Origin of the sequence: Mesorhizobium cantuariense (genome assembly GCF_042647205.1) — a bacterium.
In the GTDB taxonomy this organism is placed as follows: Bacteria; Pseudomonadota; Alphaproteobacteria; order Rhizobiales; family Rhizobiaceae; genus Mesorhizobium; species Mesorhizobium cantuariense.
Window position 1 is genome coordinate 4,972,225 of sequence record NZ_JBHRVD010000001.1, and the last position, 20,185, is coordinate 4,992,409.

At 63.0% G+C, this 20,185-nt stretch carries 17 protein-coding genes and 1 pseudogene; 11 read left to right on the forward strand and 7 right to left on the reverse strand.

All coding sequences use genetic code 11. From position 1 onward, the window contains the following. The 3 genes from ACFOJ9_RS24280 (at window position 1) to ACFOJ9_RS24290 (ending at window position 2,779) form a co-directional block, all read left to right on the forward strand. Window positions 1-1,131, forward strand: a complete 1,131-nt coding sequence (locus tag ACFOJ9_RS24280) for a hypothetical protein (RefSeq protein ID WP_378982057.1) — start codon at window positions 1-3, stop codon at window positions 1,129-1,131. Between the two features lie 15 nt (window positions 1,132-1,146). Beyond that, entirely contained in the window at window positions 1,147-2,145 is a 999-nt protein-coding gene (locus tag ACFOJ9_RS24285) for an alpha/beta fold hydrolase (protein WP_378982059.1), read from the forward strand. 112 nt (window positions 2,146-2,257) lie between these two features. Then, entirely contained in the window at window positions 2,258-2,779 is a 522-nt protein-coding gene (locus ACFOJ9_RS24290; RefSeq protein ID WP_023809774.1) for a hypothetical protein, read from the forward strand. 73 nt (window positions 2,780-2,852) lie between these two features. Here the strand turns inward: ACFOJ9_RS24290 and ACFOJ9_RS24295 are convergent, their stop codons facing one another. The 4 genes from ACFOJ9_RS24295 to ACFOJ9_RS24310 form a co-directional block, all read right to left on the reverse strand. Further along, on the reverse strand, window positions 2,853-3,383 hold the full coding sequence (locus tag ACFOJ9_RS24295; protein WP_378982061.1) for a dihydrofolate reductase family protein: 531 nt from the start codon (window positions 3,381-3,383) through the stop codon (window positions 2,853-2,855). Window positions 3,384-3,488: 105 nt separating this feature from the next. Then, on the reverse strand, window positions 3,489-4,112 hold the full coding sequence (locus tag ACFOJ9_RS24300; protein ID WP_378982063.1) for a hypothetical protein: 624 nt from the start codon (window positions 4,110-4,112) through the stop codon (window positions 3,489-3,491). An 18-nt stretch (window positions 4,113-4,130) separates the two neighbouring features. Beyond that, window positions 4,131-5,753 carry an FAD-binding oxidoreductase gene (locus ACFOJ9_RS24305; RefSeq protein WP_378982065.1) on the reverse strand — a complete coding sequence of 541 codons (1,623 nt, stop codon included), beginning with the start codon at window positions 5,751-5,753 and terminating at the stop codon, window positions 4,131-4,133. 235 nt (window positions 5,754-5,988) lie between these two features. Further along, a complete protein-coding gene (locus ACFOJ9_RS24310; RefSeq protein WP_013530037.1) occupies window positions 5,989-6,231 on the reverse strand; it encodes a DUF1344 domain-containing protein in 243 nt (80 codons plus the stop codon). A gap of 111 nt (window positions 6,232-6,342) precedes the next feature. Between ACFOJ9_RS24310 and ACFOJ9_RS24315 the strand changes: the two genes are divergently transcribed. Then, window positions 6,343-7,173 carry a YegJ family protein gene (locus ACFOJ9_RS24315; protein ID WP_378982067.1) on the forward strand — a complete coding sequence of 277 codons (831 nt, stop codon included), beginning with the start codon at window positions 6,343-6,345 and terminating at the stop codon, window positions 7,171-7,173. Window positions 7,174-7,186: 13 nt separating this feature from the next. Here ACFOJ9_RS24315 and ACFOJ9_RS24320 read toward each other — a convergent pair whose 3' ends face one another. Both ACFOJ9_RS24320 and ACFOJ9_RS24325 read right to left on the reverse strand, forming a co-directional pair. Next, window positions 7,187-8,155, reverse strand: coding sequence for a hypothetical protein (locus ACFOJ9_RS24320; protein ID WP_378982069.1), 969 nt, complete (start codon window positions 8,153-8,155; stop codon window positions 7,187-7,189). Window positions 8,156-8,220: 65 nt separating this feature from the next. Beyond that, window positions 8,221-9,279 carry a CapA family protein gene (locus ACFOJ9_RS24325; protein ID WP_378982071.1) on the reverse strand — a complete coding sequence of 353 codons (1,059 nt, stop codon included), beginning with the start codon at window positions 9,277-9,279 and terminating at the stop codon, window positions 8,221-8,223. Window positions 9,280-9,385: 106 nt separating this feature from the next. Here ACFOJ9_RS24325 and ACFOJ9_RS24330 point away from each other — a divergent pair, with 106 nt between their 5' ends. From ACFOJ9_RS24330 to ACFOJ9_RS24355, 6 genes and pseudogenes are all read left to right on the forward strand, one after another. Then, window positions 9,386-10,651, forward strand: coding sequence for a hypothetical protein (locus ACFOJ9_RS24330; protein ID WP_378982073.1), 1,266 nt, complete (start codon window positions 9,386-9,388; stop codon window positions 10,649-10,651). Between the two features lie 436 nt (window positions 10,652-11,087). Continuing rightward, on the forward strand, window positions 11,088-12,713 hold the full coding sequence (locus tag ACFOJ9_RS24335) for a DUF2778 domain-containing protein (RefSeq protein ID WP_378982075.1): 1,626 nt from the start codon (window positions 11,088-11,090) through the stop codon (window positions 12,711-12,713). Between the two features lie 125 nt (window positions 12,714-12,838). Next, entirely contained in the window at window positions 12,839-16,120 is a 3,282-nt protein-coding gene (gene uvrB, locus ACFOJ9_RS24340; protein WP_378982077.1) for an excinuclease ABC subunit UvrB, read from the forward strand. A gap of 451 nt (window positions 16,121-16,571) precedes the next feature. After that, on the forward strand, window positions 16,572-18,098 hold the full coding sequence (locus ACFOJ9_RS24345; RefSeq protein ID WP_378982079.1) for an ABC-F family ATP-binding cassette domain-containing protein: 1,527 nt from the start codon (window positions 16,572-16,574) through the stop codon (window positions 18,096-18,098). Between the two features lie 82 nt (window positions 18,099-18,180). Continuing rightward, window positions 18,181-18,488, forward strand: a pseudogene (locus ACFOJ9_RS24350) (HigA family addiction module antitoxin). Between the two features lie 138 nt (window positions 18,489-18,626). Next, entirely contained in the window at window positions 18,627-18,800 is a 174-nt protein-coding gene (locus tag ACFOJ9_RS24355; RefSeq protein ID WP_378982081.1) for a hypothetical protein, read from the forward strand. A gap of 50 nt (window positions 18,801-18,850) precedes the next feature. Here the strand turns inward: ACFOJ9_RS24355 and ACFOJ9_RS24360 are convergent, their stop codons facing one another. Then, window positions 18,851-19,465 carry a glutathione S-transferase family protein gene (locus ACFOJ9_RS24360; protein WP_378982083.1) on the reverse strand — a complete coding sequence of 205 codons (615 nt, stop codon included), beginning with the start codon at window positions 19,463-19,465 and terminating at the stop codon, window positions 18,851-18,853. 237 nt (window positions 19,466-19,702) lie between these two features. Between ACFOJ9_RS24360 and ACFOJ9_RS24365 the strand changes: the two genes are divergently transcribed. Next, window positions 19,703-20,131, forward strand: coding sequence for a VOC family protein (locus ACFOJ9_RS24365; RefSeq protein WP_378982085.1), 429 nt, complete (start codon window positions 19,703-19,705; stop codon window positions 20,129-20,131). Window positions 20,132-20,185: the final 54 nt, after the last annotated feature.

Genomic DNA, 20,185 nt, shown 5'->3' on the forward strand with positions numbered 1-20,185 from the left:
ATGTTCCTGTTCCGCTGGCTGAAGCGCATCATCAAGACGATCCTCTGGCTGATCGTCATCGTCATTCTCATCCCGATCGTCGGGCTGAGCTACGGCTTCCTGACGACGTCGTCGCTCGACAAGACGCCGTTGCCCGGCATTGCCGACGGCGCCCCGCCCAAGGCGCTGGCCGACAAGGTCCGCGCCGAGATTCCCGGCTACCAGCGGCCGGAGGAATCGACCTTCCTGACCTATCCGGAATGGGCGATCGTCTACGCCGCGCGCGAATATGCCGGCTTTGTCGACAAGGACCAGCCGAGCGGCTTCCCCTACTGGTCCTATGTCGGCCGCTTCTGGCAGGACTACGCCATGGTGATCCGCGCCAGCTCTCCCTACAAGTTCAACTACGCCAACCACCAGATGCTGGTCATCATCGGCACCAGCCACTCGATCGAGCATATCCTGCAGTGGGCCTATGAGAACACGGTCGGCCGCATCACCGAGGCGACATCTGGCAAGCGCACCGCCGCCGACATCTATCAGGCCAAGGTGGCGGCCGACTATGCCGCGTTCCTCGACCAGGTGCCGTGGTATCAGTTTCCCTATGCCGAAAAGCGCGCCGGCCTGTTTGCCGTGCAGCCGGCGCCGGGCGACAGTTCCGTCCGCACCAGCGAACGCAAGCTCGCCTTCGGCCTCGCCGACACCATCAAGCAGGGCTACGCGGACCTGATCAAAAAGGCGCTCGCCGCTACGATGGACCCCGCCTTCCTCGACGTCCATGTCTGGGCCAAGGGGCCTGTCGGCGAAGCCACGCGCAACGAGCCCGACACCTTGCTGGAACGCGACCTGGGAACCGACGGCACCATCTTCGTCACCAAGCGCTATCAGGTGTTCACCGAAATGATCCCGCGCCTGATCGACAAGGGCGTCTCCTTCGTCGAGATCGGCGGCAATGACGAGATCATGGTCACCGTGCTGTCCACCGATACGATCGCCATCCCCGAAGGCATGCGCATCCTGTTCAGCTATCCGCTCCCGGCCGACCCGTCGACGCGCCGCACCGGGCTGACGGTTGCCGTGCGCAAGCTGCATCTCGTGCTGCCGGCGCTGATCAAGTCAGGCGCCAGGCTCGAACACGTCTATGACTATTGAGACGATAGCCCCGCAATGCGTCGGTTGATCCGCATTGTCGGCTGGCTCGCGCTCACGCTGGTCGTGCTTGTTGCCGTCGTGCTTGTCGGCTTTCGCGGTGCGGCGGCGTTGCGTGAAAACCTGTCGCCCGAGCAAGCAGCCCCGCCGGGAGCGTTGTTCGTAACGGTCGACGGCCTGAAGATGCACTATCAGGCCTGGGGTCCGCAGGACGGGCCGCCGCTGCTCCTGTTCCACGGCACGGCCTCCTGGGCCGAAACATACCGCGATATCGCCGCGCCATTGGGAGAACAGGGCTTTCGCGTCATCGCGCCCGACATGCCTCCCTTTGGCTATTCCGAGAGGCCGGCCGACCAGGACTATTCGCGCGCCGCCCACGCCAAACGCGTCCTCGGTTTCGCCGATGCGCTCGGCCTTCGTCATTTCAGCGTCGGTGTCCACTCCTATGGCGGCGGTGGCGTGATCGAAGCGGCGTTCTCCGCCCCGGCTCGCATCGACTCGCTGATCCTGCTCGACGTGGCACTTGGCCTCGGCCGGACCGAAACGCCGGCTTTGCCGTTCGCATCCTTCCTGAACATGGCCTGGCCACGCCAGTTGCTGACCGCCTCAACCTTCACCAATTCGCTCATGGTCGGGCCGGGTCTGCGCTCCTTCATCGGGAACGACGCCGTGGTGACCCCTGAGCGCATCGCGGTTTACGCACGTCCACTCAACGTTGAGGGCACGACCCATGCGGTTGGCCATTGGCTGTTCAGCGGCCTTTTCAACGACGAGCGAAAATCACTTGCCGCCAACCCGGCGAACTACCGCGCATTCACGCCGCCCGTTCTCGTTATCTGGGGGCGAGAGGATACGACCACGCCCCTCGAACAGGGTGAGGAGATTGCCTCGCTGTTTGCGCACGCCGAACTGGCGGTTCTCGATGGCGTCAACCACATCCCGCAGGTCGAACGTCCACACGAGGTGGTGCGGCTGATCGCGAATTTCCTCAAGCGGACCTTGCCGGCCGCTCGATAGGCCGCTGTTTGGCGCGCCGCCACGCTCATTTCACAATCGCGGCCAAATCCCGCCTTGTTCGCGCGCGAAAGAATGGATGGGTTGCCCGGGGGCATCTCGAAGGGACAAGACCGTGATCAAGACCGCCCTTGTCGCCATGACCATCGTCGGCTGCGACTGCGACGCCAAGCTTTGCGAATATATCGGCGAGACACCGGCCAAGTGGTCGACGGTCGCCGAGTGCGAAGCAGCGATGAAAAGCCAGATGCTGCACGAGCGCAATTTCAACTATCCGCTCGTCTCCGGCATCTGCCGCACGAAGGGCTCGTCGTCCTCCTCGCAACTCGCCGCGACCGCGTCGCGCCCGGAACTGAAGCCCGCCAGCCGGGTGGTTAGAACCGAAAGCCCGTTGCCGCCTGAACTGAGCCACCGGCCGAGCGTCTCGGTCGGTTCGCCGACGACGGCCATGGAAGCGGACGCCGCGCGGCCGGTCGCCTATGAACAAGTGGTCGATGGCGGAACCGGTGTGCTGTATCGCACCAAGAACGGCTACGCGGTGGTCAAGACCGATCTTGGCCGCGCCGCCTCGGCGACCGCCGACGCCGCGAAACGCTCTGTGAACTGGCTGGCCGGCTTGGTGCCGAAGGGGCTGTAGTCCCGCTAGCGTCTCGGTTTGACGACCGCAACATGCAAGCGCGGCATCCTATCATCGCACCTGGTGTCCGAGATTAGGCAGGAACATAGGTCAACCTAATCACGTCATCGCCAATCAGGTCGCTGGCCACAAAGCGAAGCGGCGGCCGGGGGCCGGCGAAGAATGGCTTGCCATGACCAAGCACGAACGGATGGAGGTAGAGTTGGTACGCATCGATAAGACCAAGGTCGGTCAGGCTTCGTGCCAGGTTTGGTCCAGAAACTGAAATCTCCCCGACGAGCTCTGCCTTCAGCCCACGTATCACCGCCTCGACGTCATCCTCGACAAGTGTGGCGTTGGGGCCGACCGACTTCAGCGAGCGCGACACAACCCATTTCGGTTGGCTCCGCCACGCCGCCGCGAATTCGTGCGCCTCCGCGCTCCACTCAGGACTGTCTACGTCCCAATAACGCATGACCTCGTACATGCCGCGACCATACACACTGCCGCTCAAGTTGCGCACTTGCTCTATCCAGTGACGAAAGATTGTGGGGCCTGACGGCATTTTCTGGTGGTCGACGTAGCCGTCGAGGGACTGATTCATTCTGAAAATGAGCTTCGCCATGCTGTAATATCTCCAACATCCGGATCGTCAGAATAACTTGGACCACAGTTGCGCAAAAGTGTGGCCCCGCGGCCGAAATCCAAGCTGAGACGCAACCCTGGTCTCCTACAGCTTCACCTTCAGGCTCTGCCAGAACTTGTCGATCAACGGCTTTTCGGTCGCTGCATCCTCGCCGGCAATGCGGGTGATGAACAGCAGCCCCCGATCGGCCAGACCGAAGCCGACGATCTCGAAATCGGCGGTGTCGGAGCGTGTCTTCACCTCAGCGCGGATGCCGGTCAATTCCTTGCCGTCGGCGAGTTTGCGCGTCGTCGGCTCCTGCGTCAGCGTGGCGCCGGCCTGCACCGATTCCTTGGTCATCTCCTGCAGCATCAGCTGGTTGAGCGACACCGGATTCATCTTGCCATATTCCTGCACGACGACGATCGTGCCCAGCGCCGACGCCATCAGATACTGCGTGATATCATCGCCGAGATCGGTCTTGGTCACCGAAATGTTGCTCGGATGGACGAAGGAGAAATCGCTGCCGGAAAAGGTAGCGAAGTCGTTGCGCTCGAGCGTCACCTTGCTCTGTTTGCCGCCGGGCAGCGTCACATCAACGCTTTCGCCGGGATCGATATCGACCGTCACGCCGTCGATGGTCAGCTTGAAGGCCTTGAGATCCTCGGCTCCGGCCGGTCCAGCGCACAGCGCGATGAGGGTGAGTGCCGCCGCTGATACCATCCGCATGGCTTGTTCTCCTGCTTTTTATGCCACCCCGCTCAGCGCCTTGATGGCACGGTAGAAGGTCGAGGAAAACAGTTCCGTCGGGTCATATTGCCGCTTCGCCGCCAGGAAGGCCGGCAGCTCGGGATAGGAGGCCAGCAACTCCTTGGCCGTATAATGCAGCTGGTAGGGCAAGAAGAACCGGCCGCCATGCTTGATCGTCACGTCGATCAGCGCCCGGGTCAGCGCCCGCATCCTGGCATTGCCGTCGGCGTCGGTCGGCTGGTTGATGTAGAGCACCAGCGAATAGGCCGGTTCCGGCGCGTAGGTCAGCGCCACATCCTCCTTGTGGACTATGCGCACCGAGGCATTGAGCACCGGCAGCGTCTGGTTGCGCAGGATCTCGCGGGCTTCCGTGATGAACTCGACATAGGCGGCGCGCGGAATAAAATATTCGTGCAGGATGTCGGTCTCATCCATCTGATCGTTGAAGAGATAGGGCACCGAATCGTGCATCGGATTGTTGCGGGTGACGAGGCAGGCCTCGCCCTCGGCCATGGCCGAGGTGCGCGCCACCGTGCAGCTTTCGAATTTTGGCTCCAGCGTCTTTTCGGTGAACCATTTCAGCTCCTGGAACAGACTACCCCATTTCGCCAGATTGATGATCACCCGCTTCAGCCCCACCGATCCCGGTTCGCCAATCGCTGGCTGGTCGGCCGGCGGCTGGTCGGCCACCTTGTCATAGCGGTAGACGATCATGTCCTCGAGGAAATTGCCCGGCGCCGTCGACAGATGGCCGTAGAACAGGCCGATCTCCTTGTTCGGCTCCAGCACCTCGGCGAAGAATTTCGGAAAATCGTCCGATTTGATGATTTCGCGCGAGGTGCGGTAGACGGCGTTGTCGACGATATCGAGCGTCGCCTCCAGCACGACGCCGAACAGGCCGTAGCCGCCGACGACGTGGCGGAACAGATCGGCGTTCTCGGTGGGCGAGCAGGTCGTCACCGAGCCGTCGGCCAGCATCACCCGCATTGAGCGGATCGAGCTTGCCACCGAACCCGCCTGATGGTCCATGCCATGCGCATTGACCGACAGCGAGCCGCCGACCGAAAAAATGTCGGTCGACTGCATCGCCTTCACCGCAAAGTGCGGATGCAAGAGGTTCTGGATGTCGTGCCAGCGCGCGCCCGGCTGCAGCGTCATGGTCTTCGCCGCCGCATCCACCGTCACCTTGTTGAACTTTCTGAGGTCGAGCACCAGCGCGTTGTCGTCGAAGGCATGCCCGCCCATCGAATGGCGGATGGCGGCCAGCGAGACTTTCAAGCCATTGGCGCGCGCGAAGGCCAGCGCCTTGGCGATGTGCTCCTCCTCACCGACCTCGACGACGCCGTAGACCGGCGTTATCGACAGGCCGCTGGCATCGTTGATGTCGCCGCCTTTTGCCGACCAGGGCAGCGAAGGATCGAAGGCCGGCGCATTCTCCAGCGGCTTCAACGGCAGCGCGATGCCATCGATATCGGCAATCCGGCCGGCGTTCTTTGGTCCCGAAGGTCCGCGCGCCAGCCGCGCCACCGTGGTGCCGCCCCACAGCACCGCGCCGCCGACGACAGCCGCACCCAGCAGCAGCCGCCGCGACAGGCGAAACCTTTTTTGTTCGTCAGCCATGAATATCCCCCGTTGGCCAAGGGATAGCGCGGCTTCCTGGCAAAAACCATAGCGATGGTGCCGGGACGGCGTTCCGCCAGCCATCCATGGGATGTCCAGCCGGGAGACCTCATCCAACTCGCCTGGCATTGGGAGACGAAGCATGAAAATGGCCGATCCCCAAAGGGACCGGCCAGGAGTGGAACAGGGTCTGAAAGTTCGGTCAGCAGGTCTGCTGACGCACGACGCTCACGCCTTACGAAGCCTTCTTGATCGACGTCACGATGCCGGTCTTGTCATCGACAGTCACCGCCACCTTAGCGCCGACCTTCAGTTTCCCGATCGTCGCTTCCGGCGACAGCTGGTAGATCTTGCCGTCGTCGAGGGTGATCGACTTGGTCGTCGGGTCGACGGCCTGGATGGTGCCCTGAACGGTCGCGGCATAAGCGGTGCCGAGGAAGGCGAGCAGAGCGGCGGTGGTTGCGAGGGTCTTCTTCATTGGTAAGCACTCCGTGCTGTTTCACTTTTCCGGGACCGCCGCCTTGGGAAGCGACAGCACCGGACGGCTCGAAACTGGTACGGAAAGCTGTCCCTCCGCAAATCACGTTGAGTGAATTTTCGCGAACAATATCATAGGCTTAATTCCGACACATTGCTTGCTGCCGACATCATTTCAGGCCGCTTCGACTCCTCCAATGAGCGCACTTCTGTCCGCGAAAAGAGTCGTTTAGCCGGATTGTGGCGGGCGGTTTCGATCACGGCGCGGCCGCCGCAATCCGTCTCGGGCGGCATCACGAAACAGACTGCCGACCAGTCTTCGGTACACATTTTGTTTCATGGATCAGTTCAAAACCGCCACTCCAAAGTGGATGAAACTCGCGCTCCGGTTGCAAACCGGGAATGGATGCAGGATGGTGTCGACCGTTACGATGAAGGGGGGCCTTCCATGAAGCTTGCATTCCGGACCATGATGTCCCTGATGCTCGCGCTTGCTCCGGGATTGGCCGGCGCACAAGCCACGGATCCGAACGACGACAAAACGGTTATGTTTGCCAGGGACGATCCCGAGATGGCGGTAGCGACTGCGAAGGCGCATGCCAGCTTGGATGAGTTCCTGGCCCTGGCCGAAGCACCGCCCTCGGGCACGGACAGGTTCAAATTGAAGGTCGAGGTGCGCGATGGGAATGTCAGCGAGCACTTCTGGGTCATCCCGTTCCGCCGCACGGAAACCGGATTTGTCGGCATATTGGCAAACCAGCCGGAGGCAGTGCGCAATGTCGTCCTCGGCCAGAATATAGAATTCACCAGGGACGATGTTTCCGACTGGGGATACAGACGCGACGGGCGCCAGGTCGGCAGCTTCACCGTCGGTGTGATGTTCAACAAAATGTCGAAAGAGGAGACGGACACCATGCGCGACCAATACGGCTTCGACTGCTGACAACGCGGCCCGATTAACCCTCCTCGTCTTTCGCGCCAATCTTGCGCACCAGCGCTGCTGTCGCCAGCATCGCGCCCATGTCTGATATCATCGGCGCGACATGCGTGGTGTAGTCGAGCGGCACCGAAATATCCGGCAGCTCGAAGAAGTTCTTCGTCTGCGGCAGCAGCAGGAAACCATCGCTGCCGTTGAGCGCGACGCGGGCCGGATCGTCCGGCCAGGTTTCGCCAAGCCATTTCAGCGCCTGCGCCAGCCGGCCGCTGACCAGCTTCTGTGCCGCCCCGACATTGTCGGTGCGGAACTCGTAGGCGGCGTCGAGCACCGCGTCGCCGCTGGACAGCTCTTGCAGCTTGCTGGCGAACATGCCGCGAAAGAAGCTGATGACAGCGTTGGTCCGCCGCGTCGCCACCAATATGCCGGGGAACGGCGCGATGGTCTCGAAAGCGACGATGACGCCCTGGAAGGCCGTCGACGAGCCCTTGCCCGACCCTTCCCGCAGATGCGCCTCGTAGAGCTCGAACGGAAACCCTTCGTAGCGGCCCGCTACGATGTCGTCGAACGCCTGCCGGTTGAAAGGACCGACCGCCGTGCGCGGCAACCGGTCGAAGGAATTCGGCGTCACGCCGTGCTGGTAGCGCATGTCGGCGATGAAGCCGAAGATGATCGGCAGCAGCGTCTCGCGGAATGATTGTTGCAGCCGCGTCGCCGGCTTCCTGGCCTGGAAGTAGAGCAGGATCGAAGCCGCGAAGCCGATGACATAGAGGAACACATGCGGCGTCGAGACCCATTGCTCGTTGGGGTCGGCAACCTTGTTGAACAGCCAGGCGACCAGCACCACGGCCACCAGCACCAGTCCGACGAACACCGGCACCCGCCAGCGCACCTGCCGGACCGCCGAAGCCCTCGCCGCCTCATAGGTCTCGATGTCTTTCCGGATACCGGCAATCACCGCCTCTCCAGGCATGAAATCCGCTGTTTCCACCGCCACCCCCGCAAGCCTGCCTCTGCCGTCGCATGATAGTCGGTTTTGCAGGGGCCGCCAGACGGTTAAGCGGTGACGCCCTCTTCGCTTGAAGAAGAAGGAAAGATCGCTCTCAGCCGCCCCTCGACCTTGCCGCGCATTCGCCCCTCCACCCCTTCCACCAACAGCAGCCGCTCATGGTCGCCGTCGCGCAGCCGCATAAAGGGATGCAGCCGGTAAGACGCAATGGCGCCCCGCGAGCCTGCATCGGCACTGACATCGACAATGAGAATGCCGCCGATGCGGCCCGGCCATGGCTGGCGGGCAAGGGCGGTGCCGAGAAAATCGCCGAGCCCATAGGCGACGATTGTCCCGTCGATCTTTTCCACCGGCTGCACGACATGGGCGTGATGGCCAGCGATCAAGCCGACGCCCTGCCCGGCCAGCCGCCTGGCCAGCGCTCGGGTCTCGTCGCGCGGAAAATGCCGGAACTCCCAGTCCCAATGCGGCACGGCGCAGAGAAGATCGAGACCATCGCGCGGCCAGTGTGCCGGATCGCTGCTCATCGATACGCGCCTGGTAAACACGCTTTCATCGGCGTTGCGCCACAGCGTGAAGGCGGCAAAGCCGATATCAAGCGGTCCGACCTGGACAGGCACCACCGGACCATTGGCTACCAGGCCGATCGTACGGATGCCGAGCCGCTGCAACGCTGCCACCGTCTCGTCGAAACCGGCGATGCCCTGGTCGAGCACATGGTTGTTGGCCAGCGACAGCACGAGTTTTTCACGCGGGATGCCGACCGCCGCCAACGCCCCATCAAGAAAACGCTCGCTCATCGCATGATGCGTGCCGAGCCTCGTGCCCAGCATCGCCCTTGGTCTGTCCACAACCGGGCTTTCGCAATTGCCGATCACCAGATCGGCAGCACCGAGCAGCGCCTTGATCTCCGGATCGCAGTCCGGCGCGCTGCGGTTGGCCACCGCCGAGATGTCGCCAACGAAGGCAAGCCGCACCGCCCGCTTCGGCGGCGGATCCATCAGCGTTCCCGCCATCGGCGCAAAGTCTCGTGCGTCGCCGACGAGCGACGGCTTCACGAAACGCGGCAGCCAGGACAGCTTGTAGGAAAGCGGATAATTCGACACGCGGCGCCCAATTGTTTGCCCTGTGTAGACCGTCCGCGGGGCGGGTTGAAGCGCGACGCTGCAAATGGTGTATATTTGCCTGCGCGACAAATTTTTGGGGGAAAAGATGACACGACTGGCAAGCCTGCTGACATCCGCTTTCATGCTGATTGTGCCGCTGTCTTCCGCGTCGGCGGCAATGCCCGAAGCGGCAACCGCGCTGTTCGAGGCGAAGACCGTGGCCGCGCGCAACAGCGTCCTGTCGACACTGGAGGCCGCCGCGCCAAAAGACCCGGCATCAGCCTACGCCGCCGGGGCCGGCGAGTTCTTCACCGCGCTGGAGATGCTGGCCAGCGGCCTGCACCGCCATGGTTTCGAAAGCCCGCAATCCTTCATGCTGCCGCTGATGCGGCTGCCAGTGCCGGACAATCCCAATCCCGAGCCGCTGACCTATGAGCAGTTCCGCACCATCCTGGTCGGCTTCCGCGACCGGCTGGAGAAATCCGCCGCCACGTTTGCGTCGGTGCCGGCAAACGCCGATATCGGCATGGTCATCGACCTCACCCACACCGGCATCGACCTCAACGAGGACGGCACCATCGCGCCGGATGAAAGCATGGCGGCGATCATCGCCTCGTTGTCACGCGGCGGCATCTCGTCGGACGACGCCGTCCCCATGCTGACATTCCGCTTCGACCGCGCCGACGGTTTCTGGCTGCAGGGCTATGCAGAATTCCTGATGGCGCAGGCCGATTTCTGGCTGGCGCATGATTTCAGGAGCACCTTCGACGGCTCATTCCACATGCTGTTCCCGCGCGCCAAGCTGCCGTTGCAGGATATTCTCGTGCCCCCGGCCGGCGACATGGGCAGCAGCATCTTCTCCTCGGAATGGCGCATCGCCGATTTCATCTCGATGGTGCATCTCATCAACTGGCCGGTGGTCGAGCCGGAGCGCCGGCAAGCGGCGCGCCGCCATCTGCTGGAAATGATCCGGCTGTCGCGCGAGGACTGGAAGGCGATCCGCGCCGAGACCGACAATGACCGCGAATGGCTGCCGGGACCGCAACAGAAGGGCGAGAACCCGCTCACCGGCCTCGAAGTCGGCGAGGAGCAGGTCCAGGCCTGGCTCGCCACCTTGACCATGGCCGAGGATCTTTTGGAAGGCCGCAAACTGCTGCCGCATTTCCGCATCACCGCCAGCACCGGCCAGGGCATCAACATGAAGCGTTTCTTCGATGACCCAAAAAACTTCGACCTGGTGCTGTCGATCACCGGCCCGGCCATCGCGCCCTACCTCGAAAGCGGCGAGATCGTAACCAGCAGCGATTTCGATCAGATCCAGCGCCAGTTCGGCGGCGGCGGGTTTTTGACGTTTGCGCTTTGGTTCAACTGAAGGAGAGGCTGTTTGAGGCGGCCGTCCCGGGGGAAATCGTGGCGAGCAGGCAACAGTTTTGCCGGAGACAGGCGTCTTTTTAGGCAATTCCTGTCGGCAGTCGCTCGCTGCATTTATCGCTGGAAGGCGCTGTGTAAAAATTAGCAAGGCCTGTTTTGCTTGACTCGGCCGTCAAAAACAGGCAGCAAAACAAGGTCGGAAGGGCGACAACACCACTTTCCTGGCCGTGGACGAAGCCTGATTTGGCCCAAATCCACATCTCGTCGTTGGTTTTGAGAGGGATTGATTAACCAACTTTGTCCATATTTTGAAGCAATCGGCAACCAACGACGGGCGCGGCAAACGCGTCGGGGACCACCTGGGATCACTCACAGAATGGTCGTCGCGGCTCTCAAGGCCACGTACGGGGGAAACCGATTGGAGCAAGATTGGTTGCATGGCGTTGTCGAGTAAACACAAAAAAATCTGGGAACAGCGTGAGGGCGGCGAGTTCGTCGATGCGCCGCGCTCCTCTTCCTTGAACACCGGCCGGATCGTCCGCTGGGCCGCCGTGCCGTGCGTCAGCACCGCCATCGGCCTGTGGCTGATCGGCACCATGGCCGGGCTCAGCTCCGTCGGCGCCTCGCTCTCGGCGACCTCGGGTGGCCTGCCGCAGACGCTGTCGATGTCGGGATCGCTCGCCCTTGTCGATCCGCTGAAACAGCATTTCTTGAAAGCACCCTTCGTGCTGGCCAATGCCCATGGCGGCGCTCAGGCGCTGCATGACCATGCCGTGCAATGCGGCGCCAGTTGCTTCAAACTGGCTGAGGTGAGCCCTCTGGCGGAGAAATCCGCGCGCCTTGTGGCGCGGGCAAAGCCCGTACCCACCGTTGCAAAGTCGAAATCGCAGGAACGCTTCGAACGCATGGAAGCGTCGCTGTCGCCGATGAAGCTCGCCGCTGTCTTCGCGAGTGCCGGCAAGCCTGCCCTGGCAGCCAACACACCCGCACTTCCGGTCATTTCCCCCGCACTTCCGGTCATTTCCAGTGTCGCGCCGCAAATTACCGAGGCGTCGCTGGTGCCATCCGTCCAGGTCATGGCCAGCCTGTCGGATGACATGCCGGCTCCGGCGGCGGAACGCTTCGCCCGGCTGAATACCGGCTCAGTGGTCGTGCAGACCGCGCCGCAACCGACGGGCTTTGCCCAGTCGGACGCCGAGACGCCGGACAATTCGCAGTTGGCGCTGGCCCTCGTGCAGTCGCTGCCGGTCGACGACGAGGCGTTTGCCTCACCGCTGCCGATCGAGGAATCGCCGGCTGACGTCGCGGTTTCGCCCGTCGAAACCCAGCAGGACCAACCCGGCGATGCCGCCTCGCTGCCGGACGCGCTCACCGACGACGTGCCGTTGCCGACCCGCCGCCCGCAATTCGACGCACCGCAGCAGCCCAAAATCATGCAGCAGCAGTCCAAGCCCGTCCAGCAGCCGAAGCCGGCGCGTGAGACGGTCCAGCAGGCCCAAACGGCAAAGCCGGCGCGGAACGGACGGCCGGCCGATGGCGGCGACGTTCTGGCCTATGCCAAGCCCGACGCGCCTTCGGGCGGCCTTGGCAAGGCATTCAGGAACCTGTTCAACTCGCCGGGGTCCAGGAGCGGAGCCGGCAATGGCGTCGCCGTCTACGACATCAGCGCCGGCACCGTCTACATGCCTGACGGCTCGAGGCTCGAGGCGCATTCGGGCATCGGCGCCATGACGGACCAGCCGCGCTATGCCAACCAGAAGAACCGCGGACCGACACCGCCCAACACCTACAATCTGTCGCTGCGCGAGTCGCGCTTTCATGGTGTGGAGGCCTTGCGCCTGACACCGGTCGATGGCCGCAACAAATACAATCGCGACGGGTTTCTAGCCCATACCTACCTGCTTCGGGGCCGCTACGCCCAGTCGAGCGGTTGCGTCGCCTTCAAGGACTATGCGCGCTTCCTCGCCGCCTTCAAGAAGGGCAAAATCAAGCGCCTCGTGGTAGTGCCGCGCCTGAACGGATCGCCGACCCGTGTGGCGGCGGACAACGCACGCGGCGCCTGATCCTTCTGGGCAGGCACGCAACCACCGTCTCCTCCTGACAGCCTTCTGTCAGGAGCCGCATCCGGCGAGGCGCCTCACCTCATCCCACTCTTTCCATTTTGGCCAGGAAATCCCATATTCGGGACATGGCCAAATCTCCCGACAAAAAAGCGCCGCCGACGGCGAATGACGACCGCGCCGCGCCGAAGCGGCGCAGTCCGCTGACCGATTTCCTCGATGCCTCTGAGCCGCTGCACAGAGGCGGCTTCGCCGAGATGCCGCAGCCGGAGCTCTCGGGCACGCCGCTGACCGGTTCGATCGCGGATTGGGCCGAGCAGATCGAGCAGGAAGCCGAACGAGACGGGCGCCGAATCTCCCCCCTTGAGGGGGAGATGTCGCCGAAGGCGACAGAGGGGGTCGTCACAGAAGGCACCACCAGGACGTCGAACCCGGTCGAACCGACCCCACCCGGCGGCTCCGCCGCCACCCTCCCCTCAGGGGGGAGGGAAAGCGCCAAGTCGAAGAAGATACCCGAACGCTCAAGCTCGCCGGGGCGCAGCTCGCGCGGCACCTCGATGGGTGGCGCGGCAACGGCCAGGGAGCGCACGGCAGCCGGCCTCAATCCGGTCGCCGGTCTCGACATCTCGCTGGAAGACGCGGAGACGATGGCCTCGGGCAGCGTCACCGCTACCGTCGCCGCGCTGTCGGCGCTGATCGAATCCGGCAACCCGCTGCACAAGGACGGCGTGCTGTGGACGCCGCACCGCCCTGCCCGCCCCGAAAAATCCGAAGGCGGCATCGCCATCAAGATGGTGTCGGACTTCGAGCCGGCCGGCGACCAGCCCACCGCCATCAAGGATCTGGTCGAAGGCGTCGACAACAATGACCGCACCCAGGTGCTGCTCGGCGTCACCGGCTCCGGAAAAACCTTCACCATGGCCAAGGTGATCGAGGAGACGCAGCGCCCTGCCCTGATCCTGGCGCCGAACAAGACGCTGGCGGCACAGCTCTATTCCGAGTTCAAGAAATTCTTCCCGGAAAACGCCGTCGAGTATTTCGTCTCCTATTACGACTATTACCAGCCGGAAGCCTACGTCCCGCGCACCGACACCTTCATCGAGAAGGAATCCTCGATCAACGAGCAGATCGACCGCATGCGCCACTCGGCAACGCGCTCGCTGCTCGAGCGCGACGACGTCATCATCGTTGCCTCGGTGTCCTGCATCTACGGTATCGGCTCGGTCGAAACCTACACGGCGATGACCTTCCAGATGCAGATCGGCGACCGGCTCGACCAGCGCGCTCTGCTCGCCGATCTCGTTGCGCAGCAATACAAGCGGCAGGACATCAATTTCGTCCGTGGCTCGTTCCGCGTGCGCGGCGACACGATCGAGATCTTCCCGGCCCACCTGGAAGATCGCGCCTGGCGCATTTCGATGTTCGGCGACGAGATCGAGCAGATCACGGAGTTCGATCCGCTGACCGGCCAGAAGACCGGCGAGCTGAAAAGCGTCAAGATCTACGCCAATTCGCACTATGTGACGCCGCGCCCGACGCTGAACCAGGCGATCAAGTCGATCAAGGAAGAGCTCAAGCACCGGCTGGTCGAACTCGAACGCGCCGGCCGACTGCTGGAGGCGCAGCGGCTGGAACAGCGCTGCCGCTTCGACCTCGAAATGCTGGAGGCTACCGGCTCCTGCGCCGGCATCGAGAACTATTCGCGCTATCTCACCGGCCGCCAACCGGGCGATCCGCCGCCGACGCTGTTCGAGTACATTCCCGACAACGCGCTTGTCTTCATCGACGAAAGCCATGTCACCGTGCCGCAGATCGGCGGCATGTATCGCGGCGACTTTCGCCGCAAGGCGACGTTGGCAGAATACGGCTTCCGTCTGCCGTCCTGCATGGACAACCGGCCGCTGCGCTTCGAGGAATGGGACGCCATGCGCCCGCTCTCCGTCGCAGTCTCGGCGACGCCAGGCGGCTGGGAGATGGAGCAGGCCGGCGGCGTCTTCGCCGAACAGGTCATCCGTCCGACCGGGCTGATCGATCCGCCGGTCGAGGTGCGCCCCGCCAAGAGCCAGGTCGACGATGTCGTCGGTGAAATCCGCGACACCACCAAGGCCGGCTACCGCACGCTGGTCACCGTGCTGACCAAGCGCATGGCCGAGGACCTGACCGAATATCTGCACGAGCAAGGCATCCGCGTCCGCTACATGCACTCCGACATCGACACGCTGGAGCGTATCGAGATCCTGCGCGACTTGCGCCTCGGCGCCTTCGACGTGCTGGTCGGCATCAATCTTCTGCGCGAAGGCCTCGACATTCCCGAATGCGGCTTCGTCGCCATTCTCGATGCCGACAAGGAAGGTTTTCTGCGCTCGGAAACCTCGCTGATCCAGACCATCGGCCGTGCCGCCCGCAACGTCGATGGCAAGGTCATCCTCTATGCCGACCAGGTCACCGGCTCGATGGAACGGGCCATGGCCGAAACCAACCGCCGCCGCGAAAAGCAGGTGGAGTGGAACGAGGCCAACGGCATCACGCCGGAATCGGTCAAGTCGCGCATCTCCGATATTCTGGATTCTGTCTACGAGAAGGACCATGTCCGCGCCGACATTTCGCAGTTCACCGACAGCGCCGGCGCCATGATGGGCAACAATCTGAAGGCCCATCTCGACGCGATGGAGAAACAGATGCGCGATGCTGCCGCCAATCTTGACTTCGAGAAGGCAGCCCGCATCCGCGACGAGATCAAGCGGCTGCGCGAGATGGAATTGTCCATCTCCGAAGATCCGCTGGCCAAATATGCCGACATGGAAAGTCCCGCCTCAGGCCGCGAAAAGGGCAAGCATAACAAGGGCGTGGCCAAACATCGGACAGCAGAGGAACAGGAGCGTTTCCGCAAGTTCGACGAAGCGCGTGCCGCCGAAGAGGCGGCCAAGGCTGCCCGGCCCAACCTCTTCCGCAAACCTGATCTCGACGAGATGGGCGCCGACGGAGCGGTGCCGGTGAAGAAGCCGCTGTTTTCGAAACCCTCGCTCGACGCCATGGGCCCGGGCACCGACATGCCGACGCCGGCTGGTGCGGTGTCGCGCTCGCTGTTCAAGAAACAGTCCGCCGAAGAGGCGCACGGCTCCGACTTCGGCATTCCCGGCGAACCGGTCAAACCGCTGTTCAAGAAGAATACGCTTGATGAGATGACTGTACGGCGGACGGAAAAGCCGGTCGAGGGAAAAGTGCCGGCCAAGCCGCAGCCGATCTCCCCCCTCGTGGGGGAGATGTCCGGCAGGACAGAGGGGGGCGCGAAGGAACACGACGGCAAACCAATCGTTCGCCAGCGCGCCGGCATCGGTTCTTACGAAGACCCGAGCGACGCCCGTCGCGAAAAGCGCCGGCCGGGCAAGACGGGGCGTCCGGGGAAGTAGTTCGTTCGAAACGCCGGCGAGGCAGCGCCCCCCTCTGTCCTGCCGGACATCTCCCCCACGAGGGGGGAGATTGGCAGCTTCAGCGCATCGCCCCTCCTAGACCGGTAGACCGCCCACTTGCCATCGGCCCTGCCTTTGATGTAATCGCTCCTCACACTCGAACGTCTTGAAAGGAGGGCTCACGTGTTTACGTTTCATCGTCACCATCGTCAGCGTGGCCCGATTTCTGCCCTGCGAGCTTGCTTGCAGGGCTGACCAGGGACGGTCCGGGTTTTTTCCCGCTTCGATTTTTTGGTCTGCCCTTCGTGGTGCCGCAACGCTGAGCCTGATGGCCGGCACGCGCACCGTCAAAGTGCATTGAGCCGCTAGAGCATGATCCCGAAAAGTGGGAACCGGTTTTCGGAAAAGATCATGCTCCGACAAAGAGGCGGCCAAGACCAGAGAAATCAAAATGGCCCTGATCAGCCTCAAATCCCTCGGCGTCACCATGAGTGCGCCGCTGTTTGCCAATCTCGACCTCACCATCGGCGCCGGCGACCGGCTCGGCATCGTTGCCGCCAACGGCCGCGGCAAGTCGACCTTGCTGAAATGCCTGACCGGCGAGATGGAGCCGACATCAGGCGACATCACCCGCACGCGCGGCCTGCGCGTCGGTCATGTCGAGCAATCCGTTGCCCCGGCTCTTCTCAGCCGTACGTTCCACCAGGTGGTGGCGGATGCCTTGCCGGCCGAGCAGGCCGACAGTGAGATGTGGCGTGTCGACGTCGTTCTCGATTCGCTCGATGTGCCCGAGCCGATGCGCGAACGGCAAATGCAGGCGCTGAGCGGCGGCTGGCAGAGGCTGGCGCTGATCGCTCGCGTCTGGGTCACAGATCCGGATGTGCTGCTGCTCGACGAGCCGACCAACCATCTCGACCTTGCCCGCATCAGCCAGCTCGAAACCTGGCTGAATACGCTGCCGCGCGAGGTGCCTGTCGTCATCGCCAGCCACGACCGCGCCTTCCTCGACGCCGCCACCAACCGGACGCTGTTCCTGCGCCCGGAACAGTCGCCGGTGTTTGCGCTGCCCTACTCTCGCGCCAGGCAGGCGCTCGACGACGTCGACGCCTCGACGGAGCGCAAGTTCCAGCGCGACATGAAGGTGGCGCAGCAATTGCGCCGGCAGGCCGCCAAGCTCAACAACATCGGCATCAATTCAGGCAGCGACCTGTTGACGGTGAAGACCAAGCAGCTCAACCAGCGCGCGGAAAGACTGGAAGAGGCGGCAGCTCCGGCGCACCGCGAAAAGTCGGCGGGTGCCATAAAATTGGCCAATCGCGGCACTCACGCCAGGGTGCTGATCACGCTCGACGACGCGGCTGTCGAAACACCCGACGGCACGCTGCTGTTCAGGACCGGCAAGCGCCATATCTGCCAAGGCGACCGCATCGTCCTGCTCGGCCGCAACGGCGTCGGCAAGTCCCGCTTCGTCACCTTGATCCGCAATGCCATTGTCGAACCGGACACGGTGCAGAATGTGAAGGTGACGCCGTCGACGGTGCTCGGCTACAGCGACCAGGCGCTGTCGGGCATCAGCGGCGACGACACGGCGCTGGCGATGGTCGCGCGCCGCTACGACGTCGGCGAGCAGCGCGCCCGCTCGCTGCTGGCCGGTGCCGGTGTCGGCATCGACATGCAGGAGCGCCGGATCGGCGTGCTGTCCGGCGGCCAGAAGGCGCGGTTGATGATGCTGGCGCTCAGGCTCGCCAATCCCAACTTCTATCTGCTCGACGAGCCGACCAACCATCTCGACATTGACGGCCAGGAGGCGCTGGAAGCGGAGCTGCTGGCGCATCAGGCAAGCTGCGTGCTCGCCTCGCACGACCGCTCCTTCATCCGCGCCATCGGCAATCGCTTCTGGCTGATCGAGAAGCGGCGGCTGATCGAAGTCGAGGACCCCGAGGACTTTTTCCTTGAGGTGGCGGAAGCCGCGGGTTGAGCAGCAACGGGATTGATGCGACTCGATTTCTCGTCGATTTCGAGCAATATCACCGAGGCGGCCGATTGGAGAAGTTCAACTTATGACCGTGCACGAGCCGACGCGTCCTATTGAGCGTTGTCCCTCCACCCGGGAGCGCTGCTTGAGGACATTATCCCGGCAACTGGCAAGACCAAGGTGGAAATTGCAAATCTGCTCGGGATCTCCCGGCAGCAGCTCTATGACATCATCCGCGAAAAGAAGCCGGTTTCGCCGGCTGTAGCCGCTCGCCTTGGGAAGCTGTTCGGTGACGGAGCCGCGATCTGGCTTCGAATGCAGGCGGCTTTCGATGCTTGGCACGCGGAGCGTGAAGTTGATGTTTCAGCTATCCCGACGCTCAAGGTTGCGTAGGCGCCGTTCGGCGGCGCCCGAATAAAATATCAAACGCTGCCCGCAAAAAATTTTCGACGGTCTGTCGGATGAGCGCCACGCACCACGTCCTTGGGATGCCGACACAATGATGCCGGCTTCAACCGAGGAGAAAGCATCATGTCCATTCTGTCATCCATAGGCCGCATCGCCACCCGTTACGCCGCCACCCGCGCCCGCTATCGCAGCGAGCGCGCCCTGCTTTCGCTGCCGATCGAATTGCGCAAGGACATCGGCTGGCCAGAAATCGTGACCGACGCGCAAAATGGCCCCCGGATCTGCAGGGCTCCCTGACCCATGCGGCCGGGGAACCAGGCTATCGATGGCAACTGCTACGCCGCCAATCAGTCATGCGTCTCGCCTGAAAGCGGTGTCGCCTGCATCGATACGCGTTTTTCGAAAGCCTCGAACCAGCGCGTCAGCCGCGCCCGCGAGCGAAAAGGCGGCAGGTGGCGGAACGCCATCCAGGACAGCGTGGTGGCCAAGGCTATATGGCCGATATGGAGTGGCGCCTCGTCGTCCAGCGTGCTTTCGATCCAGTCGTAGCTCGCCTCGATCTTTTCCCGGTATCCGTCGGCGAGAGCACCATAACGCAGCTGTTCGGGTCTTCTTTCCGTCTCCCAACGGAAAGCTATGCCCGTCTGCGCTAGGCCCTGGGCGACCGACTGCAGCCGCAACGCTTGCCAGCGCGCCTCGCCATCTTGCGGCAGCAGCTTGCGGCCATCATGCAGCGTGTCGAGATAGGCGCAGATGACATCGGAATCGAACATCGGCGACGCTTCGGGCCGCAACAGCACCGGCACTTTGCCGAGCGGATTTTCGGCGTAGACGCGAGCATTGCGCAAGGTCGGGCTGGTCTCGTGATGAATGACCTCGAGCCGATCGGTAATGCCGACCTCATGGGCGAAGACGAGCGCCTTGCGCGCGAAGGGTGAGTGGGTCTGATAGTAGAGGATCATTGTCGTCCCGGGGTTGAAGAGGCGTTCGCGTGATCCATCTGTTCTAGCCTGCGAGCCGCGAGAATTGCGCTCTGATTGGGGGCGGTCGACGCAAGTTCGTTTCACGCCTCTCGTTCAGCCGCCGGCTGCGTGGCCCATCTAGGGCCGGCCGGCCAAAAAAATTTCGCGGCCATGTAGGATCGCCGTCACCTCATCCGTCCTATGGCTCGCAAGGCCAAACGCAAAGAGGAGCAAGACATGACTGATCAGACCCCCGTTCAGCCCCCGGCCAAAGTGCTCGGCGGATTGACCCCTTATCTGCAACTGGACGGCGCCTTCAAGGCCGCCGAATTCTACAAGAAGGCCTTTGGTGCGGAGCAGGTCTTTGCCTATCCGGCGGACGAAAAAGGCCGCACCATGCACATTCATCTCCACATCAACGGCTCGACGCTGATGCTCTCCGATTTCTATCCCGAAAACGGGATGCCCGCCGTCAAGCCGCAGGGCTACACCATGCAGCTTCACCTCGGCAGCGACGACATCGATGCCTGGTGGAAGCGCGCCGTCGATGCCGGCTGTGAAGTCGCCGTGCCGCTCCAGGTCATGTTCTGGGGTGACCAGTGGGGCAATATGCGCGACCCGTTCGGCGTCGAGTGGGCGATGAACGCGCCGGTGAAGAAAACCTGACCTATCGCCAATGGCGCAGTCCCTCACCGGCTGGAGTCGGTGAGGCGCTTTGAA

Coding starts and splice junctions, on each gene's coding strand:
- ACFOJ9_RS24295 (WP_378982061.1), bottom strand. CDS start 3,383: ATGGCGAAGCTCATTTTCAGAATGAATCAGTCCCTCGACGGCTACGTC.
- ACFOJ9_RS24280 (WP_378982057.1), top strand. CDS start 1: ATGTTCCTGTTCCGCTGGCTGAAGCGCATCATCAAGACGATCCTCTGG.
- ACFOJ9_RS24335 (WP_378982075.1), top strand. CDS start 11,088: ATGGCGTTGTCGAGTAAACACAAAAAAATCTGGGAACAGCGTGAGGGC.
- ACFOJ9_RS24310 (WP_013530037.1), bottom strand. CDS start 6,231: ATGAAGAAGACCCTCGCAACCACCGCCGCTCTGCTCGCCTTCCTCGGC.
- ACFOJ9_RS24300 (WP_378982063.1), bottom strand. CDS start 4,112: ATGCGGATGGTATCAGCGGCGGCACTCACCCTCATCGCGCTGTGCGCT.
- uvrB (WP_378982077.1), top strand. CDS start 12,839: ATGGCCAAATCTCCCGACAAAAAAGCGCCGCCGACGGCGAATGACGAC.
- ACFOJ9_RS24305 (WP_378982065.1), bottom strand. CDS start 5,753: ATGGCTGACGAACAAAAAAGGTTTCGCCTGTCGCGGCGGCTGCTGCTG.
- ACFOJ9_RS24355 (WP_378982081.1), top strand. CDS start 18,627: ATGTCCATTCTGTCATCCATAGGCCGCATCGCCACCCGTTACGCCGCC.
- ACFOJ9_RS24330 (WP_378982073.1), top strand. CDS start 9,386: ATGACACGACTGGCAAGCCTGCTGACATCCGCTTTCATGCTGATTGTG.
- ACFOJ9_RS24365 (WP_378982085.1), top strand. CDS start 19,703: ATGACTGATCAGACCCCCGTTCAGCCCCCGGCCAAAGTGCTCGGCGGA.
- ACFOJ9_RS24345 (WP_378982079.1), top strand. CDS start 16,572: ATGGCCCTGATCAGCCTCAAATCCCTCGGCGTCACCATGAGTGCGCCG.
- ACFOJ9_RS24285 (WP_378982059.1), top strand. CDS start 1,147: ATGCGTCGGTTGATCCGCATTGTCGGCTGGCTCGCGCTCACGCTGGTC.
- ACFOJ9_RS24360 (WP_378982083.1), bottom strand. CDS start 19,465: ATGATCCTCTACTATCAGACCCACTCACCCTTCGCGCGCAAGGCGCTC.